Raw genomic sequence first — 24,168 nt, forward strand, 5'->3', positions numbered from 1 at the left:
GGGGTCCCCGCCGGGTGCCGCGTGTCGCGCCGCCGCTCAGCCCACCTGGCCGAACTCCCTGTCCAGCGCCAGGTTGAGCTCCAGCACGTTCACCCACGGCGCCCCGATGAAGCCAAGGTCCCGACCGTGCGTCGCCTCCGCCACCAGCGCCTCAACGTCGCCGACCGGCACCCCGCGCTCCGCCGCCACCCGGGCGACCTGCAGCTCGGCGTAGGCAACCGAGATCCCCGGGTCGAGCCCGGACGCCGACGCCGTCACTGCGTCGGCCGGCACCTCGGAGGCATCAACGCCCTCGAGCGCAGCCACCGCAGCCCGACGGGAGGCCACGAGCTCCAGCAGCTCGGCCGAGTTGGGCCCCAAGTTCGACCCGCCCGACGCCGTCCCGTCGTAGTCCGACGCCGACGGCCGCGACTGGAAGTACTGCGGCAGCGGGTCACCGTCCGAAGCCACGAACGCCTGGCCGATCAGCGAGGAGCCCACCACCTCGCCGTCCCGGACCAGCAGCGACCCCTCGGCCCGACCCGGCACCAGCTGCGCGAACAGCGTGATCACCAGCGGGTACACCACCCCCAGCACGATGGTGGCCACGAGCAGGAACCGGACGGCGGCCACCAGCTGGCGGCCCGAACGCAGAGCGGACATCACGCGATCCCGGGGATGAGGGAGACGAGCAGGTCGATGAGCTTGATCCCGACGAAGGGCAGCAGCACGCCACCGAGGCCGTAGACAGCCAGGTTGCGGCGCAACATCGCCGACGCCGAACCGGGCCGGTACCGCACGCCGCGCAGCGCCAGCGGCACCAGCGCCACGATGATCAGCGCGTTGAACACGACGGCCGAGAGGATCGCCGACTCCGGCGACGCCAGCCGCATCACGTTCAGCTTGTCGAGCCCGGGGAACGCAGAAGCGAACATCGCCGGCAGGATCGCGAAGTACTTCGCCAGGTCGTTGGCGATGGAGAACGTGGTCAGCGACCCGCGGGTGATCAGCAGCTGCTTGCCTATCTCCACGATCTCGATCAGCTTCGTCGGGTCGGAGTCGAGGTCGACCATGTTGCCGGCCTCCTTCGCCGCCGACGTCCCGGTGTTCATCGCCACCCCGACGTCGGCCTGCGCCAGCGCCGGGGCGTCGTTCGTCCCGTCGCCGGTCATCGCGACCAGCCGGCCGCCGTCCTGCTCACGGACGATCAGCGCCAGCTTGTCCTCCGGCGTCGCCTCGGCCAGGACGTCGTCGATGCCGGCCTCCGCGGCGATCGCCCGCGCCGTCCGCTCGTTGTCGCCGGTGATCATCACCGTGCGGATCCCCATCCGGCGCAGCTCGGCGAACCGCTCGGCCATCCCCTCCTTGACCACGTCCTTGAGGTGGATGACGCCCAGCACCCGGGCGCCGGCCGCGTCGGCGCAGGCGAGCAGCAGCGGCGTCCCGCCCGAGGCGGAGATGCCGTCCACCACCTCGGCGACGTCCCGCGGCACCGCACCGTCCAGCGAGCGCACCCACGCTTGGACCGACCCCGCGGCGCCCTTGCGCAGCTGCCGACCGTCGGGCAGGTCGACCCCGCTCATCCGGGTCTGCGCGGTGAACGGCACGAACACGGCGTCGACCGTGGCCCGCTCCCCCAGCCCGTACGCGCTGCGAGCCAGCGCCACGACGCTGCGTCCCTCGGGCGTCTCGTCGGCCAGCGACGCCAGCTGTGCCGCATCGGCGACCTCGCTGTCGGAGCAGCCCCCCACACCGACGAACGCTGCCGCCTGCCGGTTGCCGAGGGTGATCGTGCCGGTCTTGTCCAGCAGCAGCGTGTTCACGTCGCCGGCCGCCTCGACCGCGCGGCCGCTCATCGCCAGCACGTTCCGCTGCACCAGCCGGTCCATCCCGGCGATGCCGATCGCCGACAGCAGCGCGCCGATCGTCGTCGGGATCAGGCAGACCACGAGCGCGATCAGCACCGTGGTCGACTGCTCGGCGCCGGAGTAGACCGCCAGCGGCTGCAGCGTCACCACCGCGAGCAGGAAGACGATCGTCAGCGAGCTGAGCAGGATGTTCAGCGCGATCTCGTTCGGCGTCCGCTGCCGCGAGGCACCTTCGACCAGGGCGATCATCCGGTCGACGAACGTCTCCCCCGGCCTGCTGGTGATCTCCACGACGATCCGGTCGCTGAGCACCGTCGTCCCGCCGGTCACCGCCGAGCGGTCGCCGCCGGACTCCCGGATCACCGGCGCCGACTCCCCGGTGATGGCCGACTCGTCGACGCTGGCGATGCCCTCGACGACGTCGCCGTCGCCCGGCACGACCTGCCCGGCCTCGACGACGACGCGCATCCCGGGCTGCAGCGAGGCGGCGGAGACCTCCGAGCCGTCCTCCAGGACGGCGACCGTCGTCGTCCTGGCCTGGCGGAGGGTGGCCGCCTGCGCCTTGCCGCGGCCTTCGGCGACGGCCTCGGCGACGTTGGCGAACAGCACGGTGAGCCACAGCCACGCGGTGATCAGCCAGCCGAACACTGACGGGTCGAGCACGGCCAGCACGGTGGAGAACACCGAGCCGACCCAGACCACGAAGACGACGGGCTGGCGGACCAGGCCGCGGGGGTCGAGCTTGCGCACCGCGCCGACCAGGGCGGGGCCCCAGTCGATGGTGGCACGCCGGTCGGGGCGGGGTGCATCCGGCGGGGCGGGACGACGATCGAGCGCCGCGGTCATGACAGTCCTTCTGCGAGGGGTCCGAGCGAGAGCACGGGGAAGTAGGTGAGCCCGACGACCACCAGGACGACGGCGGTCAGCAGCCCGACGAACAGCGGGCGGTGGGTGGGCAGCGTGCCGGCGGTGACCGGGGTGCGGCCCTGGGCGGCGAGCCGGCCGGCCAGCGCGAGCACCAGCACGATCGGCAGGAACCGGCCGAGCGCCATCGCGAGCCCCAGCGCCACGTTGTAGAACGGCGTGTTCGCGCTCAGCCCGGCGAACGCCGAGCCGTTGTTGTTGCCGGCGGAGGTGAAGGCGTAGAGCACCTCGCTCAGCCCGTGCGGGCCGTCGTTGAGCATCGAGCTGCGCCCGGCGTCGACGCTCATCGCGACCGCCGTGCCCACGAGCACGATCGCCGGGGTGGCCAGCACGTACAGCGAGGCCAGCGTCATCTCCGGGCGGCCCAGCTTCTTGCCCAGGTACTCCGGGGTGCGCCCGACCATCAGGCCGGCGACGAAGACCGCGATGACGGCCAGCACGAGCACCCCGTAGAGCCCCGAGCCGACGCCGCCGGGCGCGACCTCGCCCAGCATCATGTTCGCCATCACCACCAGCCCGCCGGTGGGCGTGAAGCTGTCGTGCTGGGCGTTGATCGCGCCGGTCGAGGTGAGCGTGGTCGCCGTCCCGAACAGCGCCGACAGCGGGCCGCCGAACCGGACCTCCTGGCCCTCGGTCGCCGCACCGGCGAGCTGCAGCGCCGCTCCCCCGGCCCGGGCCTGCGCCCAGCTGGTCAGCGCCAGCGAGGCGGTGGCCAGCGTGGCCATCACGCCGAGGACCGCGTACCCCTGCCTCGTGTCGCCGACCAGCCGGCCGAACGTGCGCGGCAGCGAGAACGGGATGACCAGCAGCAGGAACACCTGGAACAGCGAGGTCCAGGCGCTCGGGCCCTCGAAGGGGTGCGCGGAGTTGGCGTTGAAGAAGCCGCCGCCGTTGGTGCCGAGCTCCTTGATCGCCTCCTGCGAGGCCACCGGCCCGCCGGGCAGGAACTGCGTCGCGCCGGACAGCGTGGTCGCCTCGGCGCCCGCGCTCAGGTTCTGCACCACCCCGCCGAGCACCAGGACGACGGCGGCGACGGTGGCCAGCGGCAGCAGCACCCGGGTCACCGCCCGGGTGACGTCGACCCAGGCGTTGCCCAGCCGGTCGGTGCGGGTGCGGGCGAACCCGCGCACCACCGCGACCGCCACCGCCAGGCCGACCGCCGCGGAGAGGAAGTTCTGCACCGCCAGCCCGGCCATCTGCACGAGGTGGCCCATCGTCGACTCACCCGCGTAGCCCTGCCAGTTCGTGTTGGTCACGAAGCTGACCGCGGTGTTCCAGGCGCTGCCCTCCTCGACCGCGGCCATGCCGTTGCCCAGCGGCAGCCACTGCTGCACCCGCTGGAGCAGGTAGAGGAACAGCACCGACACCAGCGAGAACGCCAGCACGCTGCGCAGGTAGGTGGGCCAGCGCTGCTCGGTGCCGGGATCCACTCCCACGGCCCGGTAGACCAGCCTCTCCACCCGCCAGTGCCGCTCGGCGCTGAACACCCGGGCCATCCAGTCGCCCAGCGGGCGGTGCACGGCGGCGAGCGCTCCCACCAGCAGCGCCACCTGCAGCCAGCCGGCCACGGCGCTGCTCATCAGAACCGCTCCGGGAACAGCAGCGACGCCAGCAGGTAGAGCACCAGGCCGCCGGCCACCAGCAGCCCGACCCAGGACTCGGCGTTCACAGCCGCTCCACCCCGCGCACCACGAGGGCCAGCAGTCCGAAGACCGCCAGCGTGAGGAGCAGGTAGACCACGTCGGTCACGTCTCGAGCACCTTCGTCCGATCCCGGCGGACGACCTGTCGTCGTCCACGTCCGAGCGGCGACGCTAGGAGCGCGTCGAGGTGCTGAGCCGGGTCTTGACGAGTTCCTGACGCCCGCTGCGGCTCCCTTGACGCGCTCCTGACGGCGGGATCTCCGGGTCGGCTCAGGGCGTTCCCCGATGGTCGGCGCGGCCGTGCGCCGACAGGGTCGTGTCAGCGGGATGTCAGAGGGACCGATCAGTCTGGGCCGCGGCGCGGGTCAGGAGGAACGTGGGGACGACGAGGAGGCAGTGGTGGTGAGCTCGGTCCTGGACGCCGTCGGCAGCTGGCCGGCCGGGCTGGTGCTCGCCGTGGCCGCCGTCGTGCTGGCCCTGGAGAGCGGCGTCGTGTTCGGCGTGTTGCTGCCCGGCTCGACGCTGCTGGTCGCCCTCGGGGTGTGGTCCGCGGCGTCTGAGACCCCCGCCGTCCTCCCGATCGCCGTGGCCGCGACGGCCAGCGTGCTGGGCGCCCTCGCCGGGTGGGCCCGCGGGCACGGCCGGCGCGCGGCCACCGGCAGCCACGGCCGGCTGCGCGCCCGGGTCGACCCGGCGGTGCGGCGGGCCCGCAGCTGGCTGGCCACCCAGGGCCCGGTCGGCTCAGCAGCCGTGCTCGCCGTCGCGCACTGGGCCGCGGTCACCCGCACGCTGGTGCCCCGGGTCGCCGGCGGCGCCGGGGTGCCGTTCGCGCTGGCCGCCCCGGTGATCGCGGTCAGCGGCACCGCGTGGGCCACCACCGTCGTGCTGCTCGCCCGGGCGCTGGGCGAGCAGGTGGCCGACGACGCGAGCTGGGCACCGGCCGTCGTCCTCGGGGTGGTCGGGGTGGCGCTCGTCGTCCGCCAGTGGCGCGCCCACCACTCCGACACCGCGCACGCCGGCTGAGCGCCGGTCAGCCCCGGGGATGACCGCACGTCAACCGTCGGGGGCAGCCGCGGCGACGCGATGACCACCCCCTGCGGCGACGCGGGAGGAGATCCCGGGACGAGAGCGTCGTCACGTCCCGATCACCCGCATCCGGAGGTCGCCGTGCCCACCCCCGTCGCGACCCACCGGACCCGGTGATGGTGGGTCTCCTGCTCGAGCGGGTCGGCGCCTGGCCGGCCGTGCTGGTGCTCACCGTGACCGCCGTCGTCCTGACGCTGGAGAGCGGCGTGGTGCTCGGCGTGGTCCTGCCCGGGTCGACGACCCTCGTCGCGCTCGGGCTGTGGTCGTCGGCCACCGGCACCGACCCAGTGCTGCCCATCGCGGCCGCCGCCGCCGGCAGCGTCACCGGTGCACTGCTGGGACTGCGGCAAGGGCACACCCGTCGAACGGCCCACGGCCCCGGTCACCCGTGGGTGCGTTCGCGCGTCGACCCGGTGGTCCAGCGGGTCCACGGCTGGCTGTCCAGGCAGGGCGCGGCCGGCACCGTCACGCTGCTCGCCGCTGCGCACTGGGTCGCGGTCGTCCGCACGCTGACCCCGCGGGTCGCCGGTGGAGCGGGCATCCCGCTGCGGCTGGCCGGGCCGGTGATCGCGGTCAGCGGCACCGCGTGGGCCGCCACCGTCGTGCTGCTCGCCCGCGCAGTGGGGCAGCGGGTCGCCGACGACGCGAGCTGGGCACCGGCCGTCGTCCTCGGCGGGGTGGCCGTCGTGCTGCTGGTGCGCGCAGCGCGACGGCACCACCGGCCGGGGCGGGACGTCAGGACGTGGGTGGTGGGGTCATCTGGGCGACCCGGATCGAGTTGCCGAACGGGTCGCGGAAGCCGAAGTCGATGCCGTAGGGCTGCACGACCGGCTCCTCGGGCAGGTCGATGCCCTTCTCCTTGAGGGCCGCGTGGGTCTTGTGCGCGTCGTCGGTGGTGAAGAAGAGGTTCCCTCCCCCGGCGCCCTTGGTGACCAGGTCGCGCACCGTGTCGGCGATCTCCGCGCTCACCGAGGGCGGCGCCGGCCGCTCGAGCAGCACCGCGTGCCCGGGGTCGGTGGGCAGCGCGACGGTGAGGAAGCGCATCGGCCCGAACTGCTGGTCGGTCTGGACCGCGAAGCCGAGCTTGCCGACGTAGAAGTCGAGTGCCTCGTCCTGGTCCAGCACGTAGAGGGAGGTGATCGAGATGGTGTTCAACATGCCCGGAACGCTAGGGCCGGGCCGGTGCCCCGGGCTTCTCCGGAACTGCGGTGTTCGAGCCGGGACGCAGCCAGCGCATGCCGAAGCAGCTGGGCACCGGCGCGAGCGGGCCGCGCCGCCGGTGGACGCTCGGCGGCTCCCCCACGATCTCGGCGAACACCCGGCTGAACGTGCCCAGGCTGTTGAAGCCGACCGCCATGCAGATGTCGGTGACCGTCTGGTCGGTGCTGCGCAGCAGGAACATCGCCCGCTCCACCCGGCGGCGCTGCAGGTACCGCTTGGGCGTCTCGCCGAACGTCGCCTTGAAGGTGCGGATGAAGTGCGCCTCGGAGACGTGCGCGATCCGGGCCAGCGCGGGGACGTCGAGCGGCTCGGCGTAGGAGCGGTCCATCGCGTCCCGGGCCCGCAGCATCCGCCGGTTGGAGTCCTCGCTCGCCCGGCTCACGGCGCGATCATGGCAGCCGGCGGAAACCCGTCAAGGACGCCGGGGCGCGCGTCAGGACGGTGTCAAGACGCTGGTCCGCCGGCTCGGCGCGGCGTCCGATGGAGGCGTGACCGACTCGTTGATCATCGCGCTCTGGGGTCTGCTGGCCATCGGCGTCAACACCGCGGTGGGCCGGTGGTGCCGTCGTCCCCGCGAGCAGCGGTCAGCACCGCCCGGAGACCTCCAGCGGTGACCTCGTGCTCTGCTCCCCCACCGGGAGCAGAGCACAAGCGTCCGGGAACACCTCGTCGGAGTGGTCTTGACGCGATCCTGACGCGGCACGGCGGCCGACCGGCCCCGGGCGGGACGATCATGGAGGTCATGGCCCGCGGCACGTTGCGCATCTACCTGGGCGCCGCACCCGGCGTCGGGAAGACCTTCGCCGTCCTCGGCGAGGCGCACCGCAGGCAGGAGCGCGGCCAGGACGTCGTCGTCGGGGTCGTCGAGACCCACGGCCGCCCCCGCACGCTCGAGCAGCTCGACGGCCTCGAGGTGCTGCCCCGCGCGGAGGTCGCCCACCGCGGCGTCACGCTCACCGAGCTGGACGTCGACAGGGTGCTGGCCCGCCGGCCCGAGGTCGTCGTCATCGACGAGCTGGCGCACAGCAACGCCCCCGGTTCCCGCAACGCCAAGCGGTGGCAGGACGTGGAGCAGCTGCTGGCCGCCGGGATCAGCGTGCTCACCACGGTGAACGTGCAGCACCTGGCGAGCCTCACCGACGTCGTCGAGCAGATCACCGGCGTCGCCCAGCAGGAGACGGTGCCCGACGAGGTGGTGCGCCGCGCCGACCAGGTCGAGCTGGTGGACATGTCGCCCGAGGCGCTCCGGCGGCGGATGGCGCACGGCAACGTCTACCCCGCCGAGCGCGTCGACGCCGCGATGGGCAACTACTTCCGGGTCGGCAACCTGACCGCGCTGCGCGAGCTCGCCCTGCTCTGGCTCGCCGACCGGGTCGACGAGGGGCTGCGCCGCTACCGCTCCGACCACGACATCGACCACGTGTGGGAGACCCGGGAGCGGGTCGTCGTCGCGCTCACCGGCGGACCGGAGGGCGAGACGCTCATCCGCCGCGCCGCCCGGGTGGCCCGGCGCAACGGCGAGGGCGTGCTGCTGGCGGTGCACGTGCTCCGCTCCGACGGCCTGGCCGGGGTCTCCCCCGACGCCCTGCGGGCGCAGCGGGCGCTGGTCGAGGGCCTCGGCGGCAGCTACCACCAGGTCGTCGGCGACGACGTCGCGACCGCGCTGCTGAGCTTCGCCCGCGGTGCCGACGCCACCCAGCTGGTCATCGGCACCAGCCGGCGCACCCGGTGGGCCCGGGCGGTGCGCGGAGGCGTCGGCGGCGAGGTCGTCGCACGGTCCGGCGAGATCGACGTCCACATCGTCACCCACGCCGCCGCGGGCACCCGCGGCTGGCGGCTGCCCGTGCTCACCACCGCCGTCACCTGGCGCCGCCGGTGGGCCGCCCTCGCGCTCGCCCTGCTCGGCGTCCCGCTGGTCACCCTGCTCTGCCTGGCCGCCGACCCGGTGATCTCGCTGGCCAGCGTGCTGCTGGTCTTCCTGCTGCTGGTGGTGGCGGTGGCCCTGGTGGGCGGGCTGGGTCCGGCGATCGTGGCGGCGGTGGTCGGGGGTCTGGCGGAGAACTGGTTCTTCACCGCGCCCACCGGACGGCTCACCATCAACCGCGTCGACGACGTCGTGGCCCTGCTGGGCTACCTGGTGGTGGGCGTCGCCGTCGCCACCGTGGTGGACCGCTCGGCCCGCCGGGCCACGGCCGCCGCCCGGTCGGCCGCCGAGACCGAGATGCTCGCCTCGCTGTCCCGCGCCGTCCTCGCCGGTGAACGCGCGCTGCCGAGCATGCTGGAGCAGATCCGGGAGGCGTTCGGCCTCGACGAGGTGACGATGGTCGAGCGCACCGCCGACGGCGAGCAGACGGTGAGCACCTGCGGGCACGGCGGCGGCGGGCACAGCGAGGACGTGCCGATCACCGAGACCATCGCGCTGCGGCTGTGCGGCCGGACGCTGGACGCCGGCGACCGCCGCGTGCTGGTGGCGTTCGCCGAGCAGGCCGCCGTCGCCCTCACCCAGGGCCGGCTCACCGCGCAGGCCGCCGAGGCCGACCGGCTGGCGGCCGGCAACAGCATGCGCACCGCCCTGCTGGCCGCGGTCAGCCACGACCTGCGCACCCCGCTCGCCGGGATCAAGGCCGCCTCCTCGGCGCTGCGCTCCCCCGAGCTGGCGCTCACCGACGAGGACCGCGACGAGCTGGTCGCCACCGTGGACGAGTCCGCCGACCGGCTCACCGGGCTGGTCGACAACCTGCTGGACATGAGCCGGCTGCAGTCCGGTGCGGTCGCCCCGGCGCTGAGCCCCACCGACCTGATCGGCGTGCTGCACACCGCCCTGACCTGGCTGGAGGCACCGCAGCGGGCGCGGGTGGTGCTCGACGCCCCCGACGACGTGCCCGCGGTGCTCGCCGACGCCGGGCTGCTGGAGCGGGTGGTGGCCAACCTCGCTGCGAACGCCACCCAGCACGCCCCGACCGGCCCGGTGGTGCTGCGGGCCGGTGCTGCGGCCGGGCAGGTCGAGCTGCGGGTCGTCGACCGCGGCCCCGGGGTGCCGACGGCCGACCGCGAGCGGGTCTTCGCCCCGTTCCAGCGGCTCGGCGACGCCCCGGCCGGTCAGGGCGTCGGGCTCGGCCTGGCGGTGGCCCGCGGGCTCACCGAGGCGATGGGCGGCACGCTCACCGCGGAGGACACCCCCGGCGGCGGGCTGACCATGGTCGTCGCGCTGGCCGAGGCGCCGCGGCCCGCCCCGGTGGCCCAGGCGTGAGCCGGGTACTCGTCGTCGACGACGACGTCCAGCTGCTGCGGGCCCTGCGGATCAGCCTGCGCGCCGCCGGGCACGAGGTGGTCACCGCACCGGACGGGACGACGGCGCTGCGCGAGGCGGCGGCCGCGCACCCGGACGTGATCGTGCTGGACCTGGGCCTGCCCGACCTCGACGGCACCGAGGTGCTGGCCGGGCTGCGGCCCTGGTTCACCGGCCCGGTGCTGGTGCTCTCCGCGCGCGCCGACAGCCAGGACAAGGTGGCCGCGCTGGACGCCGGCGCCGACGACTACGTGACCAAGCCCTTCGACATGGCCGAGCTGCTCGCCCGGCTGCGGGCGGCGGTGCGTCGCGGCGGCACCGCCCCCGGCGAGTCCGTCGTCGTCACCGACTCCTTCACCGTCGACCTCGCCGCCAAGCAGGTGACCGTGGACGGCGTCCCGGTGCGGCTGACCCCCACCGAGTGGGCGCTGCTGTCGGAGCTGGTGCGGGCGCCCGGCCGGCTGGTCGGCCAGCGGCAGCTGCTGCAGTCGGTGTGGGGGCCGGCCTACGAGCGGGAGACCAACTACCTGCGGGTGTACCTGGCTCAGCTGCGCCGCAAGCTCGAGCCGGACCCTGCGCACCCGCGGCACCTGCACACCGAACCGGGCATGGGCTACCGCTTCACCCCGTGACTTCTCTGTTGCCCACCAGCTCTGCGTCGTAGTACTTTTGCTACATGCCGCCGCGCAAACGCTCCGACGAGGTCGAGCTGTACAACCGGCTCGCCCTGCTGCGAGCCGAGCGCGGCCTGTCCCGGCAGGAGCTGGCCGATGCGGTCGGCGTCCACTACCAGACCATCGGCTACCTCGAGCGCGGCGAGTACAGCCCCAGCGCGACCCTGGCCCTCCGGCTCGCCGCCGTCTTCGGGCTGCCGATGGAGGCGGTCTTCTCCCTCACCCCGTTCCGCGCACTGTCCGAGCAGGTCTACGGCACCCGACCCGACCCCCAGGAGACGCGATGACCACGAGCACCCGCACCGAGCGCCGCGCCGCACGCCTCGACGACCCGCGGTTCGAGCACCTGCGCACGCTGCGCGCCCGACGCCTGCTGGTCGGCGCCCTGTGCGCCCTGCTGGTCGTGGAGACGGCCCTGTTCGCGGTGCTGGACCGCGCACCCGTCGCCTCGGTGATCGGGCTGGGGGTGCTCGTGCTGGCCTTCGTCGTCTGCCTGGGCACCCTCAAGGCGAGCACCCGCGGGCTGGAGGAGCTGCCGGAGGAGGCGCTGGACGAGCGCCAGTGGCAGCTCCGCGGCGAGGTGTACGCCCTCAGCTACCGGATCGGGCTGGGGCTGCTGACCGCCGGGCTCGCGGTGGTGGCCGTCTGGCTGGCCGCGGGCTGGCCGGCACCGGGCGAGGGCGTCCGGACCGCGGCGGTCGTGGTGCCCTTCCACGTCGCCCTGGTGCTGCCGACGCTGGTGGCCGCCTGGTCCCGCCGGGCCTGACGCACCCGACCCGTCCGCCGGCCGCGCGCACTTTCCCGCGCGAAACCGCGCGTGCTTTCCCGCGCGAAACCGCGCGTGCTTTCCCGCGCGAAACCGCGCGTACTTTCCCGCGCGAAACCGCGACGGGGATCCGGCTACAGCTCGACGCCGCGCTCGCGGAGCCAGGCCACCGGGTCGACGCGCTTGCCGTCCATGCCGCCGCGGTGCACCTCGAAGTGCAGGTGCGGGCCGGTCGACTGGCCCCGGCTGCCGAGCAGCGCGATCCGGTCGCCGGCGCTGACGACGTCGCCCGGCGAGACCAGGATCTTCTCCATGTGCCCGTAGACGGTGACGTCGCCGCTGACGCCCAGGATGTAGACGGCCTGGCCGTAGCCGCTGGCCGCGCCGGCGCGGAGCACCACGCCGTCCTCGGCCGCGTACTCGGGCGTCAGCATCGGCGCCGCCAGGTCGATGCCCCAGTGCATGGTGCCCCAGCGCATGCAGAAGCAGGTGGTCATCCGGGCGTTGTCCACGGGCGCCACCGCCTTGGGCCGGGCGGCCTCGGCAGCAGCCTCGGCGGCGGCCTGCTCCTGGGCGGCCTGCTCGGCCCGCTCGGCGCGGTTGGCCGCCACCTCCTCGAGGCGGGCCCGGGCCTCGACCTCGGTGATCGCCTCCTGCGGGCTCAGCGGCTCCATCTCCAGCATGCCCTCGGCGTCCGAGCCGAGGAGCTCGGAGACCGCGATGTCGTCGGCGGCGTCGGCCGCGGGCAGCGCCTGGGTGCCGATCAGCCCGGCGGCGAGACCGCCGGCGACCAGGGCGGCCAGCAGGGCGGCCGGACGGCGGCGGCCGGCGGCGGTGCGGCGGCGGGTGCGCCCCGGGATGACGGCGGGGAGCCCGGCGGAGGCGGCGGGGATGCTGGGCGAGGACGGGGGCTCGACGTCGGTCCGGCGGCTGCGGACGGTCGTGCCGGCGTGCCTCGAACCCACAGTGCCTGCCCCTCGATCGTGTCCGGCATCCCCCGTGCACCGGATCGGTCTCGCGGGGTAGCAAAACATCAAATGACAGACTTGTAATTCGGCACTCGGCGTGTTGGGCAGGACACGCCGTGCAGGCGCTCTCGATCGGTCCGGAACGGGCCGAACCGGGAGGCGCAGGTGTCGACACGGCGACCTGTCGACGTCGTCGGTGTCGACACGTCGACCGGTCAGCCCCGGGAGTCCGCCGCCTCCTGCCGGACCACGTCCCGGAACCGGCGGGCCGCACCGACCCCGCCGACGACCAACCCGAGCCCGACTGCCACCAGCACCGCCACCGCGGCCCGGGCCAGCAGCTGCGGCCCGGCCGCCAGCGCGTGCGCCGTCCAGAGCACGTCGACGTCCGGCAGCCCCTGCACCAGCAGCAGCCAGCCCACGACCACCGCCACCAGCCCGGTGAGCACGCCCCGGTCGTGCAGCGCCGCCCGCACGCCCACCGCGGCGACCAGCAGCACCAGCAGCGCCGGCAGCAGGGCCGACACCACGGCGCCCAGGTGGGAGGAGACGCTGGCGGCCGGCGCCGGCGTGGTCACCGCGTGCACGAGCGCGGCGGCAGCACCGGCGGCCACCGCCACGGCCAGCGGCCGCGGCCCGCGGGCCCACCAGCCGGCGAGCACCGTCGCGGCCAGCAGCAGGACGTACACCGGCCAGACCAGCCAGGCCGGCGGCGGCGGGCTCCAGGTCAGCTCGCCCGCCACGACGACGTCGGTGCCGCCGTAGGTCATCGGCACCGTCCACTCGCTCACCGTGTGCGCCCGGGACGGGTCCGCGGCGACCACCGGCGGCAGCAGGCCCTCGGTCATCCAGTGCGTGCGGTGGTCGTGCCACGCGTACATCGGCTGGGTCGACACCTGCTCCCACCGCGGCGCGGCGTCGACGTCGACGTCGTCGGGCACCGGCGTGCGGCCGTACCGGTCGAGGTTGAGCCAGGTGGCCGGGCTCAGCTCGTTGCGCCAGACGCCGTCCGGGCCGATCCGCAGGTACGGCTCACCTGAGTACCCAGGCACCTCGAGCTCGGTGCCGGTGCGGTTGACCACCTCGAGCTGGTCGCCGAACTCCAGCACCCGCACGGTCACCCCGGGCAGGTCCGGGGAGACCGAGCGCAGCGCCCCGTCGAAGTCGCTGCCGGCCGCCCCACCCCCCACGTGGGCGCGGGCCGGCCCCGCGACGGCCAGGACGGCGAGCAGCCCGAGCAGGACCACCAGCACCCGGCCGGCGGCCACGATCACCGGGCCGGCCTCACTCGGCGGCGACGAGGGCCAGGTCGTGGGCGATGTCGCCGGCGGTGTTCTCCGCGTCGAAGGCGACGTCGGCCTCACCGTCGGTGCCGTAGAGCAGCAGCAGCGCGGAGTGGCTCTCGCCGTTGTCCTGGGCCAGCGGCACGCCGGCCGCCAGCTGCGCCTGCTCGATCTGCGCCTGGTCGCCGGTGAGCCCGACGAACTTCGTGGTCAGGCTGCCGTCGAACCGGCCGAGGAACTCCGCCAGCACCTCGGGGGTGTCCCGGGCCGGGTCGGTGGTCACGAAGACGACGTTCGTCTCCGCCGCCACCTCGGGGTCGACGTCGCCCAGCGCGAGCATCACGTCGGCCATCGTGGTGGGGCAGATGTCCGGGCAGTGGGTGTACCCGAAGAACAGCAGCGTCGGCCCGGCACCGGTGCGGGCGGCGAAGTCGAAGGGCGCGCCCGCCGTGTCGGTGAGGGTGAACTCCGGCTTCTGGTACGGCTCGGTCAGGTGCAGGCCCTCGTACGGGCCGTCGTCGGTGGTCTGGACGTCGGCGACCGCCGCGGAGTGGTCGTGCTCCTCACCGGCTGCGTCGGCGTCGCCACCGCAACCGGCCAGCAGCACAGCGGCGGCCAGGGCGAGGGAGGCCAGCCCGCCGGCACGGGAACGAGAGCTCACGAGGACACGGTACGTCGGCGCGCGGTCAGACCGAGGCCGAGACCGGCGAGCCCGGCGAGCAGGCCGAGGACGGCGAGCACCAGCGCGACGGTCGCGGTCGTGCTGCTGCCGTCGTCACCCTCGGCGGGAGCGGCGGCGGTGTCGGGGGTCGTCGGGGCGGCGTCCTCGTCGGCGGAGGCGAGCGTCAGCACGGGGGCCGGGCGCTCCGGCTCCGGCTGCCCGTCGACGGTCGGCTCGATCCAGGCGGCCTCGGTGCCGTCGCTGTAGCTCTGCACCGCGGCGAAGGTCAGCGCCTCGGCGTCCGGGAACGGCCCACCGGACAGCGCGAACTCCTGGAACTCACCCGGCGCGATGCCCCCGCCCGCGTCGGCCCGGAACTCGACGACCGAGACGGCGGAGTCGATCGTCTCGCCGTGGGCCTCGACGGGCGGGTCGAGCGGCGTGGTGGTCAGCTCGACGGTCCAGCCGGGCACCGGCTGGGCCCGCAGCGAGGTGAGCGGGGTGTCGGTGGGCACCTGGATGCGCAGCGCGACCGTGCTGGCGGTGTCGCTCTCGTTCGGCACCCGGAAGGTGAGCTTGCCGTACCCGCCCGGCGATGCGTCGGCCGACGAGACCGTCACGTGCGCCGAGGCGACGCCGGTGCCGGCGACGAGCACCCCGGCGAGGGTGAGCAGCACGACGGCGAGACGGGAGGCAGGGCGGGCGGGGTTCAACGGTTCTCCTCGATCGGGGGGACGTGCGGGGGTTCAGCGCACCGGGAAGACGGTGCTGGCGGTGACGGCCGTGAACTCGTCCAGCCGGACGGTGACGGTCAGGGTCCAGCTCCCGGCCGACGGGAGGACCGGGTCGCCGACGTAGTGGCCCGGTCCGGCGGCCGCCAGCTCGACGTCGAGCGGGCCGATCTCCTGGGCGAGCTCGGCCAGGCCGACGCTGATCTCCCGGGGCTGGACCAGCCGGCCGTCGGCGTCGAAGAGGTAGACGTGCAGCGTGGTCGGGCCGGGGCTCGCCGGGTCGACGGTGACCTGGACGGTGCCGGCGTCCGCCGTCGCGGAGGCCGAGCGGAGCGGGAGGGTGACGTCGACCGGGGTGGGCATCGACGCCTTGGCGGGAGGCTGGCTGACCAGCACCGCCGACACCACCAGGACGACGACGGCGCCGACCAGCTCGACCAGCACCGAGCGGCGGAGCACCCCGAGGGACGCGGGCGGCTCGTCGTCCACGGCCTGCGCGGAGAACGCCTGGGCGACGACCCGGCGGCGCGACCCGCCCGGCCGGCGGCCGCCCCCGACGCGCTGCTGCACCCAGTCCCGGCTCACCAGCGCGGCGACCAGCACGACCAGCACCACGGCCAGCTTGGCCACCAGCAGCCAGCCGTAGCCGGTTGACACCAGCGCGGAGAAGGAGCCGACCTCGCGCACCGACTGCAGCACGCCGGTGACCACCAGCGCGCCGATGTAGCCCCCGGCCAGCCGGGACCAGCGCGGCAGGGCGGCGTCCAGCTCGGCGCGCGGCGTCGTCGCCCGGAGCACCCCGGCGAACAGCACCACCAGCCCACCGAGCCAGCCGGCCATCGCGGCCACGTGGACGCTGCTCGACGCCACCGCCAGGCCCACCAGCGATCCGGCCACCGGGTGCCCGACGGCGGCGACCGCGACGACCAGCCCGGCCGCCAGCACCGGGGCCACGGCGAGCAGACCGGTGCCCGGCGCCCGCCCGTGGCGCCACCCCCGGGCCAGCACGACGGCCAGCAGGAGGGCGAGCGCGATGCGCACGAGCAGGGTGCGGCCGTAGCCGGAGTCGACCGTGGCGCCCAGCAGCTGCGGGTCGACCAGCGACCCCAGCCCGGCCCCGGCCGCGTAGGGGCCCTGGCCGAGCAGCAGCAGCACTCCCCCGCCGGCGACCGCGGCCAGCCCGCCCAGGGCCGCGCGGCGCAGCCGGGGTGCCGCCCAGCCGCCGGGCCAGCAGGTGGCCAGGGCGAGCGGGACGCCGACGCCCAGCACCAGCCCCGCGTACCCGGCCCAGCGGGCCAGCGGGAGCAGCGTGGCGATCCCCGGGTCGGTGCTGTCGGTGCCGTCGACCGAGCCGGCGGGCAGCAGCTCGCCGTCGCCGACGACGAAGGAGAAGGCCCCGGAGACGGGGTGCGAGTCGGCGGAGCCGACCCGGTAGGTGACGACGTAGCCGGCGTCGGGGAGGTCCGGGCGCAGCGGGACGGTGACCACGCCGTCGGTCACCTCGGCCGCGCCGGTGTCCACCCGCTCGCCGTCGCCGTCGAGCACCCGGGCGTAGCCGGCGCCCAGCGACACCGCCTCGTTGAACTCGATGGTGACCTCGGTGGGCGCTGCCTCCAGCCGGGCGCCGTCGCCGGGGGTGGTGGTGACCACCGCGGCGTGCGCGGCCGCCGGGCGGGCGGTGACGACGTCGAGCAGCAGCCCGGCCCCGAGCAGCGCGAACAGCAGGAGGACGGCAGCCGGGAACCGCTTCACGCAGATGCCCGCTGCCGGTCGTCGTGCTGCACGAGGAGACAGTCGTCGGCGGGGCCGGTCCAGTTCCCGCGTCGTCCGACGACAGGGTGAACGGAGGGTGAACGGCGGGAGACCTATGCTCCCCGAGGTCGCCTGCCCGCGCGGGAGGACGGCCACCGACGTCCTCACCACCTCCGGAGCACCGCGTGGCCTTCCGCCTGACACCCAAGGACTCGAGCTTCTACGACATGTTCACCGCCTCGGCGGAGCACCTGGTCGAGGCCACCGACGTCCTGAGCGAGTTCGTGCACGAGCACACCCGCCGCGAGGAGCTGGGCAACCGGCTGCGCGACCTGGAGCACACCTGCGACCAGGCGACCCACGCGATCTTCCGGCAGGTGAACTCCAGCTTCGTCACGCCGTTCGACCGCGAGGACATCTACAACCTGGCCAGCGACCTCGACGACGTCATGGACTGCATCGAGGCCGCCGCCGACCTGGTGGTGCTGACCAAGCTCGGCACGCTGCCGGCGGAGATGGGCCAGCAGGTCGCGCTGCTGCAGCGCTGCGCCCAGGTCACCGCCGAGTCGATGCCGCGGCTGCGCTCCATGAAGGACCTCGCCGACTACTGGATCGAGGTCAACCGGCTGGAGAACGAGGCGGACAAGCTCTACCGCCGGCTGCTGTCCCGGCTGTACTCGGGCGAGTTCGACGCCCTGGAGATCCTCAAGCTCAAGGAGGTCGCCGACCAGCTCGAGGAGGCCGCCGACGCCTTCGAGCACGTGGCGAACGTCGTCGAGACGATCGCGGTCAAGGAGTCCTGACCCGCCCATGGACGGGTACGTCCTCGCCCTCATCGTCATCGTCGTCGTCGCGCTGGCGTTCGACTACACCAACGGCTTCCACGACGCCGCCAACGCGATCGCCGTGGCCGTCTCCACCAAGGCGCTGACCCCGCGCGCCGCCCTGGCGCTGGCCGCGGTGGCCAACCTCATCGGTGCGCTGATCTCCACCAAGGTCGCCAAGACCGTGGGCGCGGGGATCATCGACGCGCCGACCGGCAGCGAGGGCCTGCAGATCGTCTTCGCCGCGCTGATCGGCGCCATCGTGTGGAACCTGATCACCTGGTACTTCGGGCTGCCCTCGTCGTCCTCGCACGCGCTGATCGGCGGGCTGGTCGGCGCCGCGCTGGCCGCGGCGCACTCGGTGCAGTGGATGGGGATCCTGGACAAGGTCGTCATCCCGATGGTGCTGGCCCCGCTGATCGGCTTCGGGCTGGGCTACCTGTTCATGCTCGCCGTGCTCTGGACCTTCCGGCGGGCCAACGCGCACAAGGCCAACCGCGGCTTCCGGTACGCCCAGATCGCCAGCTCGGCGGCGATGGCGCTCGGCCACGGCATGCAGGACGCGCAGAAGACGATGGGCATCATCACCCTGGCGTTGGTGACGGCCGGGGAGATCGACACCTTCGAGGTGCCGCTCTGGGTGGTGCTGGCCGCCGCGCTGGCCATCAGCGCCGGCACCTACGCCGGCGGCTTCCGGATCATGCGCACGCTGGGCCGCCGGATCATCCAGCTCACCCCGGCCGGCGGGTTCGCTGCGCAGACCGTCGCCTCCAGCGTCATGGTCACCACCGCGACCGTGTTCGCCGTACCGGTCTCCACGACCCACATCACGACGACGTCGATCATGGGCGTCGGCGCCACCCGGCGGCTGTCGGCCGTGCGCTGGGGCGTGGCCGGCAACATCGTCGTCGCCTGGGTGGTGACGCTGCCGGCCGCCGGCCTGGTGGCCGCCCTCACGTTCTTCGTGACCCACGCGATCGTGGGCTAGGAAGGTCCCATGACCTCGTCCCCACCCGCCGCGGAGGGGACCTCACCCGAACCGGTCGGCCCGGTCGCCGCCGACCCCGTCCGGCTGGGCACCGCCCCGGGCCGGTGGGTGCTGCTGGCCACCGTGCTCGCCTCCGGGATGGCGATGCTCGACGCCAGCGCGGTCAACGTCGCGCTGCCGGCCATCGGCCGCGACCTGGGCTCGGGGCTGGCCGGCCTGCAGTGGACGCTCAGCGGCTACACGCTGGCGCTGGCCTCGCTGATCCTGCTGGGCGGCGCGCTGGGCGACCGGTACGGACGGCGCCGCGTCTTCGTGGTCGGCGTCGTCTGGTTCGCCGTCACCTCGCTGGGCTGCGGGCTGGCCCAGACCACCGGGCAGCTGGTGGCGATGCGGGTGCTGCAGGGCATCGGCGGCGCACTGCTCACCCCGGGCAGCCTGGCGATCATCCAGTCGGCCTTCCCGCACGCCGACCGGCCCCGGGCGATCGGCGCCTGGTCGGCGTTCGGCGGGGTCGCCGGGCTGGTCGGGCCGTTCCTCGGCGGCTTCCTGGTCGACACGGTGAGCTGGCGCTGGGTGTTCCTGGTCAACGCACCGCTCGCCGTCGTCGTGGTGCTGGTCGCGGTGCGGCACGTGCCGGAGAGCCGCGACCCCGGGCGCACCGGCCGGTTCGACGCCCTCGGCGCGGTGTGGGGCGCCCTCGCCCTGGCCGGGGTCACCTACGCGCTGATCGCGGCCGGCGACGGGCCGGGGCGGCCGCAGGTCTGGGTCTCCGCGGCCGTCGGCGTGCTGGCCGGGGTGGCCTTCGTCGTCCGGGAGCGGCGGGCGCGGGAGCCGATGCTGCCCACCGGGGTCTTCGCCGACCGGGAGTTCACCGGGGCCAACCTGAGCACGTTCGCCATCTACGGGGCGCTGGGCGGCTGGTCGTTCTTCCTGGTCGTCGAGCTGCAGACGGTGCTGGGCTACAGCGCCACCGCGGCCGGGGCGGCGACGATCCCCTCGATCGTGGTGCTGAGCCTGCTGTCGGCCCGGGCGGGGGCGCTCGCCCAGCGGACCGGGGCCCGGCTGCCGATGACCGTCGGCCCGCTCATCGCCGCCGTCGGCGTGCTGCTGCTGGCCCGGATCGGGCCGGGCAGCTCCTACTGGCTCGACGTGCTGCCCGGGTCGCTGGTCAGCGGCGTGGGGCTGGCGCTGCTCGTGGCGCCGCTGACCGCCACGGTGCTCGACGCCGCCCCCGACCACCTGGCCGGCGTGGCCAGCGGGGTGAACAACGCGGTGGCCCGGGCGGCGCAGCTGCTGGCGGTGGCCGCGCTGCCGGTGGCGGTCGGCCTCGGCGGCGACGACTACGCCGACCCGGCGAGCTTCGACGCCGGCGCCGGCACGGCCATGCTGGTCTGTGCGGGGCTGCTCGTCGCGGGCAGCCTGGTCGCCTGGCTGACCATCCGGCCCGACACGCTGAAGACGTGACCCAGGCCACCTGCCCTCGTTTCCCGCAATCTGCATCGGGATGGTAGGAATGTGCCCGTGCCGACGACGACCGCCCTCCCGGGCGACCTCCTGGTGAGCCGTCTGCACGTCGACCTGCTCCGGGTCAGCACCGCCGCCTGTCTGCGCGGCTGACCTCCCGCGCCCACGGCGCCCCCTCGTTCACCGCGGTCCGCAGCGCCCTGCCGGCGCGCCCGCCCCCTCGAAGCCCCGGAGCACATCCTCGTGAAGACCATCGTCCTGCTCGCGCTCGTCGGCCTGGGCGCGCAACTGGTGGACGGCAGCCTGGGCATGGCCTACGGCGTCACCTCCACCACGCTGCTGCTGGCCATCGGCACCAACCCGGCGGCCGCCTCGGCCACGGTCCACCTCGCCGAGATCGGCACGACCCTCGCCTCGGGTGTGGCGCACTGGCGGTTCGGCAACGTCGACTGGAAGGTCGTCGCGAAGATCGGCCTCCCGGGTGCGATCGGCGCCTTCGCCGGCGCGACCGTGCTGTCCCACCTCTCCACCGAGGTCGCGGCGCCGGTCATGGCGCTGATCCTGCTGGCCCTCGGCCTGTACCTGCTGATCCGCTTCACCCTGCGCGGCATCGACCGGCGCAACCTCGGCAAGCCGGTCCGCAAGCGGTTCCTCGCGCCGCTCGGCCTGGTCGCCGGCTTCGTCGACGCCACCGGCGGCGGCGGGTGGGGCCCGGTCGGCACGCCGGCACTGCTGGCCAGCGGCCGGATGGAGCCGCGCAAGGTGATCGGCTCGATCGACACCTCGGAGTTCCTCGTCGCCCTCGCCGCCAGCCTCGGCTTCCTGTTCGCCCTCGGGAACCAGGGCATCGACTTCGCCTGGGTGGCCGCCCTGCTCATCGGCGGTCTGATCGCCGCTCCCATCGCGGCCTGGCTGGTCCGGCACGTGCCGCCGCGGCTGCTCGGCTCGCTGGTCGGCGGCATGATCGTGCTGACCAACACCCGCACCCTGCTGCGCAGCGACTGGATCGACGCCCCGGACGCCACCCGGTACGCCTGCTACGCGCTCATCTACGTGGTGTGGGCCGCCGCGGTCGCCTGGTCGTTCCGCGAGTACCGCAAGGACGGCGCCCGGGAGACGGCCGACGCCCTCGCGGCCGAGGCGGCGCGGCTCGCCGAGACCGACGCGCCCGGGGACGCCACCCGTGCCGACGGTGCGACGGTCACGGCCGGCCGCCCCAGCGCCCCGACCGACTGAGCCCCACCGGCCGGCCTTGCCGGTCCAGCAAAGAAGTTTGTCGCTGACTGCTCCATGGCTGCAGTCTCGGTGCACGGCGGTCGCCTCCCGCGACCGGCCGGACGAGCCGAGGAGCAGCCATGGAGCAGCAGTACGACGTCGTGGTCATCGGCGGGGGCGCCGCCGGTCTGAGCGGAGCGCTGGCGCTGTCCCGCGCCCGCCGGTCGGTGCTGGTGGTCGACAGCGGGTCACCGCGGAACGCGCCCGCCGGCCACGTGCACAACTACCTCGCCCGCGAGGGCACCCCACCCGGTGAGCTGCTGGCGATCGGCCGGGCGGAGGTCGCCGGGTACGGCGCGGAGGTCGAACCCGGCGAGGCGGTCGCGGCACGGGCGGTCGACGACGGGTTCGCCGTCGACCTGGCCGACGGCCGCGCGGTGCGGGCCCGGCGGCTGCTGGTGACCACCGGGCTGGTCGACGAGCTGCCGAACGTGCCGGGGGTGCGCGAGCTCTGGGGCAGCAGCGTGCTGCACTGCCCGTACTGCCACGGCTGGGAGGTGCGCGACCAGGCGATCGGGATCCTGTCCACCAGCCCGTTCGGCGTCCACCAGGCGCAGATGTGGCGGCAGTGGAGCGCCGACGTGACCCTGTTCCTGCACACCGGCCCGGAGCCCTCCGACGAGGAGTGGGAGCTGCTGGCCGCCCTCGACGTCAGCGTCGTCGTGGGCGAGGTGGCGGCCCTCGAGTCGACGGGCGACCGGCTGACCGGCGTCCGGCTCACCTCCGGGCAGGTGGTCCCCCGCAGCGCCGTGGTCGTCGCACCGCGGTTCACCGCCCGGTCGGGCCTGCTGGAGTCGCTCGGGCTGGCCGCCGAGGAGCTCGAGATGGGCGGTCACGTGTTCGGCAGCGCCGTCCCGGCCGACCCCACCGGCCTCACCGCCGTCCCCGGGGTCTGGGTGGCCGGCAACGTCACCGACCTGCGCGCCCAGGTGATCAGCTCCGCCGCCGCCGGGCTGAACGCCGGTGCCATGATCAACGCCGACCTGATCCAGGAGGACACCCGGCGGGCCGTGGCGGCCCGGCAGGGGTCGTCCCCGACCGACCACCGCGAGCTGGTGCTGGGCACCCCGCGGTCCGGGAACTGAGGAGGAGACCGTGCACGACCACGAGCAGCAGCCGGCGTCGACCGGCCACGACCACGCCTCCTGGGAGGACCGCTACGCCTCCGCGGCGGCCCTGTGGAGCGGCCGGGTCAACGCGCCGCTGGCCGAGCACGCCGGCGACCTGACCCCCGGCCGCGCGCTGGACGTCGGCTGCGGGGAGGGCGCCGACACGCTGTGGCTCGCCGCCCGCGGGTGGCAGGCGACCGGCCTGGACTGGGCGCAGACCGCGCTCGACCGCGCCGCCGTCCACGCGGCCGACGCCGGGCTGACCGACCGGGTGAGCTGGCTGCAGGCGGACATCGCCGTCTGGCAGCCGCCGCCCGCCGCGTTCGACCTGGTCACGGCGCACTTCCTGCACCCGGAGGCCGCGCTGCGCCGGGAGCTGGTGCCCCGGCTGGCCTCCGCGGTCGCGCCGGGCGGCACGTTCCTGTGGGTGGGCCACGCCCACGACGCCGAGCGGGCCGCGATGTGGGGCGAGGACCGTTTCGCCTCCGCCGCCGACGTGGCCGCTCAGCTGGACCCGCAGGAGTGGGACGTCGAGGTCGCCGGTCTGCGCCCGCGCCCGGCCGACGCGCACGGCCACCACGCCGACGAGGTGGTGCGGGCCCGCCGCCGCTGACCTCAGCGCCCGGCGAGCAGCTCCGCCTCGAGCGCAGCGGGCAGGCCGGGCAGCTCCCGGCCCGGCCGCGGGGTCGGGCGGCCGCTCTGCTGGAGCCAGGCCCAGGTGTCGGCCACCGAGTCGCGCACCGGGCGGGAGGGCAGGCCGAGCTCCCGGGCGCGGCCGGTGTCGACGTCCCAGGCGGTGCGGGCCGTCGCGGCCTGCAGCCACAGCGGCAGGTGCACCCACTCCTCGACGCCGGCCGCGAGCAGGTCGGCGTCGGGGACGGGCACCCACTCGGCGTCCCCGCCGGTCACCTCCCGGCAGGTCGCCAGCAGCCCGCCCAGCGTGGTCATCCCGGCGGGTCCGGTGGTGTTCACCGGCCCGGACAGCCCCCGCTCGGCGGCCTCCACCAGCCATCCGGCCAGGTCGCGGGCGTCGACCAGCGCGATCGGCTGGTCCCAGCTCTCGGCCGGGACGACGACCCGGCCGCCCGCGGCGATGCGCTCCAGCCACCAGCCGAGCCGGTGCACGGGGTCGTACGGCCCGACGATCAGACCGGCCCGCGCGGTGACGAACCCGTCGCCCACCGCCGCACCGAGCACCCGCTCGGCGTGCGCCTTGTCCTGCCCGTAGCCGTCCTCGTCGGTGTCCCAGGTCGGGCCGTCCTCGCCGCGCACCGGGCCGGGCGGCCAGTCGCGGTAGGCGTTCAGGCTGCTGACGAAGGCGTGGCCCGCGACGTCGCCCAGCACGGCGGCGGCGTTGTCGGCGGCGGCCCGGGTCTGGCAGGAGGTGTCGACGACGAGCTCGGGAGCCCAGCCGTCGAGCGCCGCGGGGAGCGCCGCCGGGTCGTCGCGGTCACCGTGCAGCGCCCGGGCACCCGCCGGCGGTGCGCCGGAGACCCCGCGGGTGAAGGTCGCCACCTCGTGCCCGCGCTCGAGGGCCGCCGTCGCGACGTGCCGGCCGAGGAAGTGGGTGCCGCCGAGGACGAGGAGTCGCATGGCCCGACCTCAGCCCAGCCCGCACCCGCCGTCCAGCCGGTTCACTCCCGGCGTAGCGCCGTCCCGTTGGC

Annotated in this window: 26 protein-coding genes; 13 read left to right on the forward strand and 13 right to left on the reverse strand. The window is 74.8% G+C overall.

Going from position 1 to position 24,168, the window contains the following annotated elements:
• Window positions 1–36 precede the first annotated feature (36 nt).
• The 4 genes from kdpC to kdpF are packed head-to-tail and all read right to left on the reverse strand — an operon-like array spanning window position 37 to window position 4,440.
• Entirely contained in the window at window positions 37–642 is a 606-nt protein-coding gene (gene kdpC / locus FHX36_RS09845) for a potassium-transporting ATPase subunit KdpC (protein ID WP_110551366.1), read from the reverse strand.
• The gene (kdpB, locus tag FHX36_RS09850) at window positions 642–2,693 is read right to left on the reverse strand and encodes a potassium-transporting ATPase subunit KdpB (protein WP_110551367.1); all 2,052 of its coding nucleotides are present in this window, start codon (window positions 2,691–2,693) and stop codon (window positions 642–644) included. Before kdpB ends, kdpC begins: the two co-directional genes overlap by 1 nt.
• Window positions 2,690–4,351, reverse strand: coding sequence for a potassium-transporting ATPase subunit KdpA (gene kdpA, locus FHX36_RS09855; protein ID WP_181428684.1), 1,662 nt, complete (start codon window positions 4,349–4,351; stop codon window positions 2,690–2,692). The genes kdpB and kdpA overlap by 4 nt, the downstream gene beginning before the upstream one ends.
• Window positions 4,351–4,440 carry a K(+)-transporting ATPase subunit F gene (kdpF, locus tag FHX36_RS22850; RefSeq protein ID WP_110551368.1) on the reverse strand — a complete coding sequence of 30 codons (90 nt, stop codon included), beginning with the start codon at window positions 4,438–4,440 and terminating at the stop codon, window positions 4,351–4,353. Before kdpF ends, kdpA begins: the two co-directional genes overlap by 1 nt.
• Window positions 4,441–4,815: 375 nt before the next feature.
• Between kdpF and FHX36_RS09865 the strand changes: the two genes are divergently transcribed.
• Window positions 4,816–5,436, forward strand: coding sequence for a DedA family protein (locus FHX36_RS09865; protein WP_183513703.1), 621 nt, complete (start codon window positions 4,816–4,818; stop codon window positions 5,434–5,436).
• Between the two features lie 445 nt (window positions 5,437–5,881).
• On the opposite strand, the gene FHX36_RS09870 is transcribed toward FHX36_RS09865, so the two are convergent.
• From FHX36_RS09870 to FHX36_RS09880, 3 genes are all read right to left on the reverse strand, one after another.
• Window positions 5,882–6,097 carry a hypothetical protein gene (locus tag FHX36_RS09870; protein ID WP_110553280.1) on the reverse strand — a complete coding sequence of 72 codons (216 nt, stop codon included), beginning with the start codon at window positions 6,095–6,097 and terminating at the stop codon, window positions 5,882–5,884.
• A gap of 137 nt (window positions 6,098–6,234) precedes the next feature.
• On the reverse strand, window positions 6,235–6,657 hold the full coding sequence (locus FHX36_RS09875; RefSeq protein ID WP_110553279.1) for a VOC family protein: 423 nt from the start codon (window positions 6,655–6,657) through the stop codon (window positions 6,235–6,237).
• Window positions 6,658–6,667: 10 nt separating this feature from the next.
• Window positions 6,668–7,102, reverse strand: a complete 435-nt coding sequence (locus FHX36_RS09880) for a helix-turn-helix domain-containing protein (protein ID WP_110553278.1) — start codon at window positions 7,100–7,102, stop codon at window positions 6,668–6,670.
• Between the two features lie 106 nt (window positions 7,103–7,208).
• Here FHX36_RS09880 and FHX36_RS23495 point away from each other — a divergent pair, with 106 nt between their 5' ends.
• The 5 genes from FHX36_RS23495 (at window position 7,209) to FHX36_RS09900 (ending at window position 11,449) form a co-directional block, all read left to right on the forward strand.
• Window positions 7,209–7,334, forward strand: coding sequence for a hypothetical protein (locus FHX36_RS23495; RefSeq protein ID WP_258372911.1), 126 nt, complete (start codon window positions 7,209–7,211; stop codon window positions 7,332–7,334).
• A 128-nt stretch (window positions 7,335–7,462) separates the two neighbouring features.
• A complete protein-coding gene (locus FHX36_RS09885) occupies window positions 7,463–9,970 on the forward strand; it encodes a sensor histidine kinase (protein WP_181428860.1) in 2,508 nt (835 codons plus the stop codon).
• Complete coding sequence (locus tag FHX36_RS23900) at window positions 9,967–10,641, forward strand: response regulator (protein WP_110553276.1); 675 nt, start codon at window positions 9,967–9,969, stop codon at window positions 10,639–10,641. Before FHX36_RS09885 ends, FHX36_RS23900 begins: the two co-directional genes overlap by 4 nt.
• Window positions 10,642–10,685: 44 nt before the next feature.
• On the forward strand, window positions 10,686–10,970 hold the full coding sequence (locus tag FHX36_RS09895) for a helix-turn-helix transcriptional regulator (protein WP_110553275.1): 285 nt from the start codon (window positions 10,686–10,688) through the stop codon (window positions 10,968–10,970).
• Window positions 10,967–11,449 carry a hypothetical protein gene (locus FHX36_RS09900; RefSeq protein ID WP_110553274.1) on the forward strand — a complete coding sequence of 161 codons (483 nt, stop codon included), beginning with the start codon at window positions 10,967–10,969 and terminating at the stop codon, window positions 11,447–11,449. Before FHX36_RS09895 ends, FHX36_RS09900 begins: the two co-directional genes overlap by 4 nt.
• A gap of 134 nt (window positions 11,450–11,583) precedes the next feature.
• Here FHX36_RS09900 and FHX36_RS23905 read toward each other — a convergent pair whose 3' ends face one another.
• The 5 genes from FHX36_RS23905 to FHX36_RS09925 all read right to left on the reverse strand — a co-directional run bounded on the left by FHX36_RS23905 (window position 11,584) and on the right by FHX36_RS09925 (window position 16,844).
• The gene (locus FHX36_RS23905; RefSeq protein WP_110553273.1) at window positions 11,584–12,414 is read right to left on the reverse strand and encodes a M23 family metallopeptidase; all 831 of its coding nucleotides are present in this window, start codon (window positions 12,412–12,414) and stop codon (window positions 11,584–11,586) included.
• Window positions 12,415–12,632: 218 nt separating this feature from the next.
• A complete protein-coding gene (locus tag FHX36_RS09910) occupies window positions 12,633–13,691 on the reverse strand; it encodes a hypothetical protein (protein ID WP_183513704.1) in 1,059 nt (352 codons plus the stop codon).
• 10 nt (window positions 13,692–13,701) lie between these two features.
• Window positions 13,702–14,361: an SCO family protein gene (locus tag FHX36_RS09915; RefSeq protein ID WP_110554277.1), complete on the reverse strand. Its 660-nt coding sequence runs from the start codon at window positions 14,359–14,361 to the stop codon at window positions 13,702–13,704.
• A complete protein-coding gene (locus tag FHX36_RS09920; protein ID WP_110554276.1) occupies window positions 14,358–15,074 on the reverse strand; it encodes a YcnI family copper-binding membrane protein in 717 nt (238 codons plus the stop codon). The genes FHX36_RS09915 and FHX36_RS09920 overlap by 4 nt, the downstream gene beginning before the upstream one ends.
• Before the next feature lie 33 nt (window positions 15,075–15,107).
• Window positions 15,108–16,844, reverse strand: a complete 1,737-nt coding sequence (locus tag FHX36_RS09925; RefSeq protein ID WP_183513705.1) for a FixH family protein — start codon at window positions 16,842–16,844, stop codon at window positions 15,108–15,110.
• Window positions 16,845–17,029: 185 nt separating this feature from the next.
• On the opposite strand from FHX36_RS09925, the gene FHX36_RS09930 reads away from it, so the two are divergent.
• From FHX36_RS09930 to FHX36_RS09955, 7 genes are all read left to right on the forward strand, one after another.
• The gene (locus FHX36_RS09930; protein WP_110553458.1) at window positions 17,030–17,647 is read left to right on the forward strand and encodes a DUF47 domain-containing protein; all 618 of its coding nucleotides are present in this window, start codon (window positions 17,030–17,032) and stop codon (window positions 17,645–17,647) included.
• 7 nt (window positions 17,648–17,654) lie between these two features.
• On the forward strand, window positions 17,655–18,656 hold the full coding sequence (locus FHX36_RS09935; protein WP_110553459.1) for an inorganic phosphate transporter: 1,002 nt from the start codon (window positions 17,655–17,657) through the stop codon (window positions 18,654–18,656).
• 9 nt (window positions 18,657–18,665) lie between these two features.
• Complete coding sequence (locus FHX36_RS09940) at window positions 18,666–20,120, forward strand: MFS transporter (protein ID WP_110553460.1); 1,455 nt, start codon at window positions 18,666–18,668, stop codon at window positions 20,118–20,120.
• Window positions 20,121–20,177: 57 nt separating this feature from the next.
• Window positions 20,178–20,273: a putative leader peptide gene (locus FHX36_RS24155; protein ID WP_369007799.1), complete on the forward strand. Its 96-nt coding sequence runs from the start codon at window positions 20,178–20,180 to the stop codon at window positions 20,271–20,273.
• A 90-nt stretch (window positions 20,274–20,363) separates the two neighbouring features.
• Window positions 20,364–21,356 carry a sulfite exporter TauE/SafE family protein gene (locus FHX36_RS09945; protein ID WP_110553461.1) on the forward strand — a complete coding sequence of 331 codons (993 nt, stop codon included), beginning with the start codon at window positions 20,364–20,366 and terminating at the stop codon, window positions 21,354–21,356.
• 119 nt (window positions 21,357–21,475) lie between these two features.
• Window positions 21,476–22,480 carry an NAD(P)/FAD-dependent oxidoreductase gene (locus tag FHX36_RS09950; RefSeq protein WP_110553462.1) on the forward strand — a complete coding sequence of 335 codons (1,005 nt, stop codon included), beginning with the start codon at window positions 21,476–21,478 and terminating at the stop codon, window positions 22,478–22,480.
• A 10-nt stretch (window positions 22,481–22,490) separates the two neighbouring features.
• The gene (locus tag FHX36_RS09955; protein ID WP_183513706.1) at window positions 22,491–23,117 is read left to right on the forward strand and encodes a methyltransferase domain-containing protein; all 627 of its coding nucleotides are present in this window, start codon (window positions 22,491–22,493) and stop codon (window positions 23,115–23,117) included.
• 2 nt (window positions 23,118–23,119) lie between these two features.
• Here FHX36_RS09955 and FHX36_RS09960 read toward each other — a convergent pair whose 3' ends face one another.
• Window positions 23,120–24,097, reverse strand: coding sequence for an NAD-dependent epimerase/dehydratase family protein (locus FHX36_RS09960; RefSeq protein WP_110553952.1), 978 nt, complete (start codon window positions 24,095–24,097; stop codon window positions 23,120–23,122).
• Between the last annotated feature and the right edge of the window lie 71 nt (window positions 24,098–24,168).

This window comes from Modestobacter versicolor (assembly GCF_014195485.1).
Lineage (GTDB): Bacteria > Actinomycetota > Actinomycetes > Mycobacteriales > Geodermatophilaceae > Modestobacter > Modestobacter versicolor.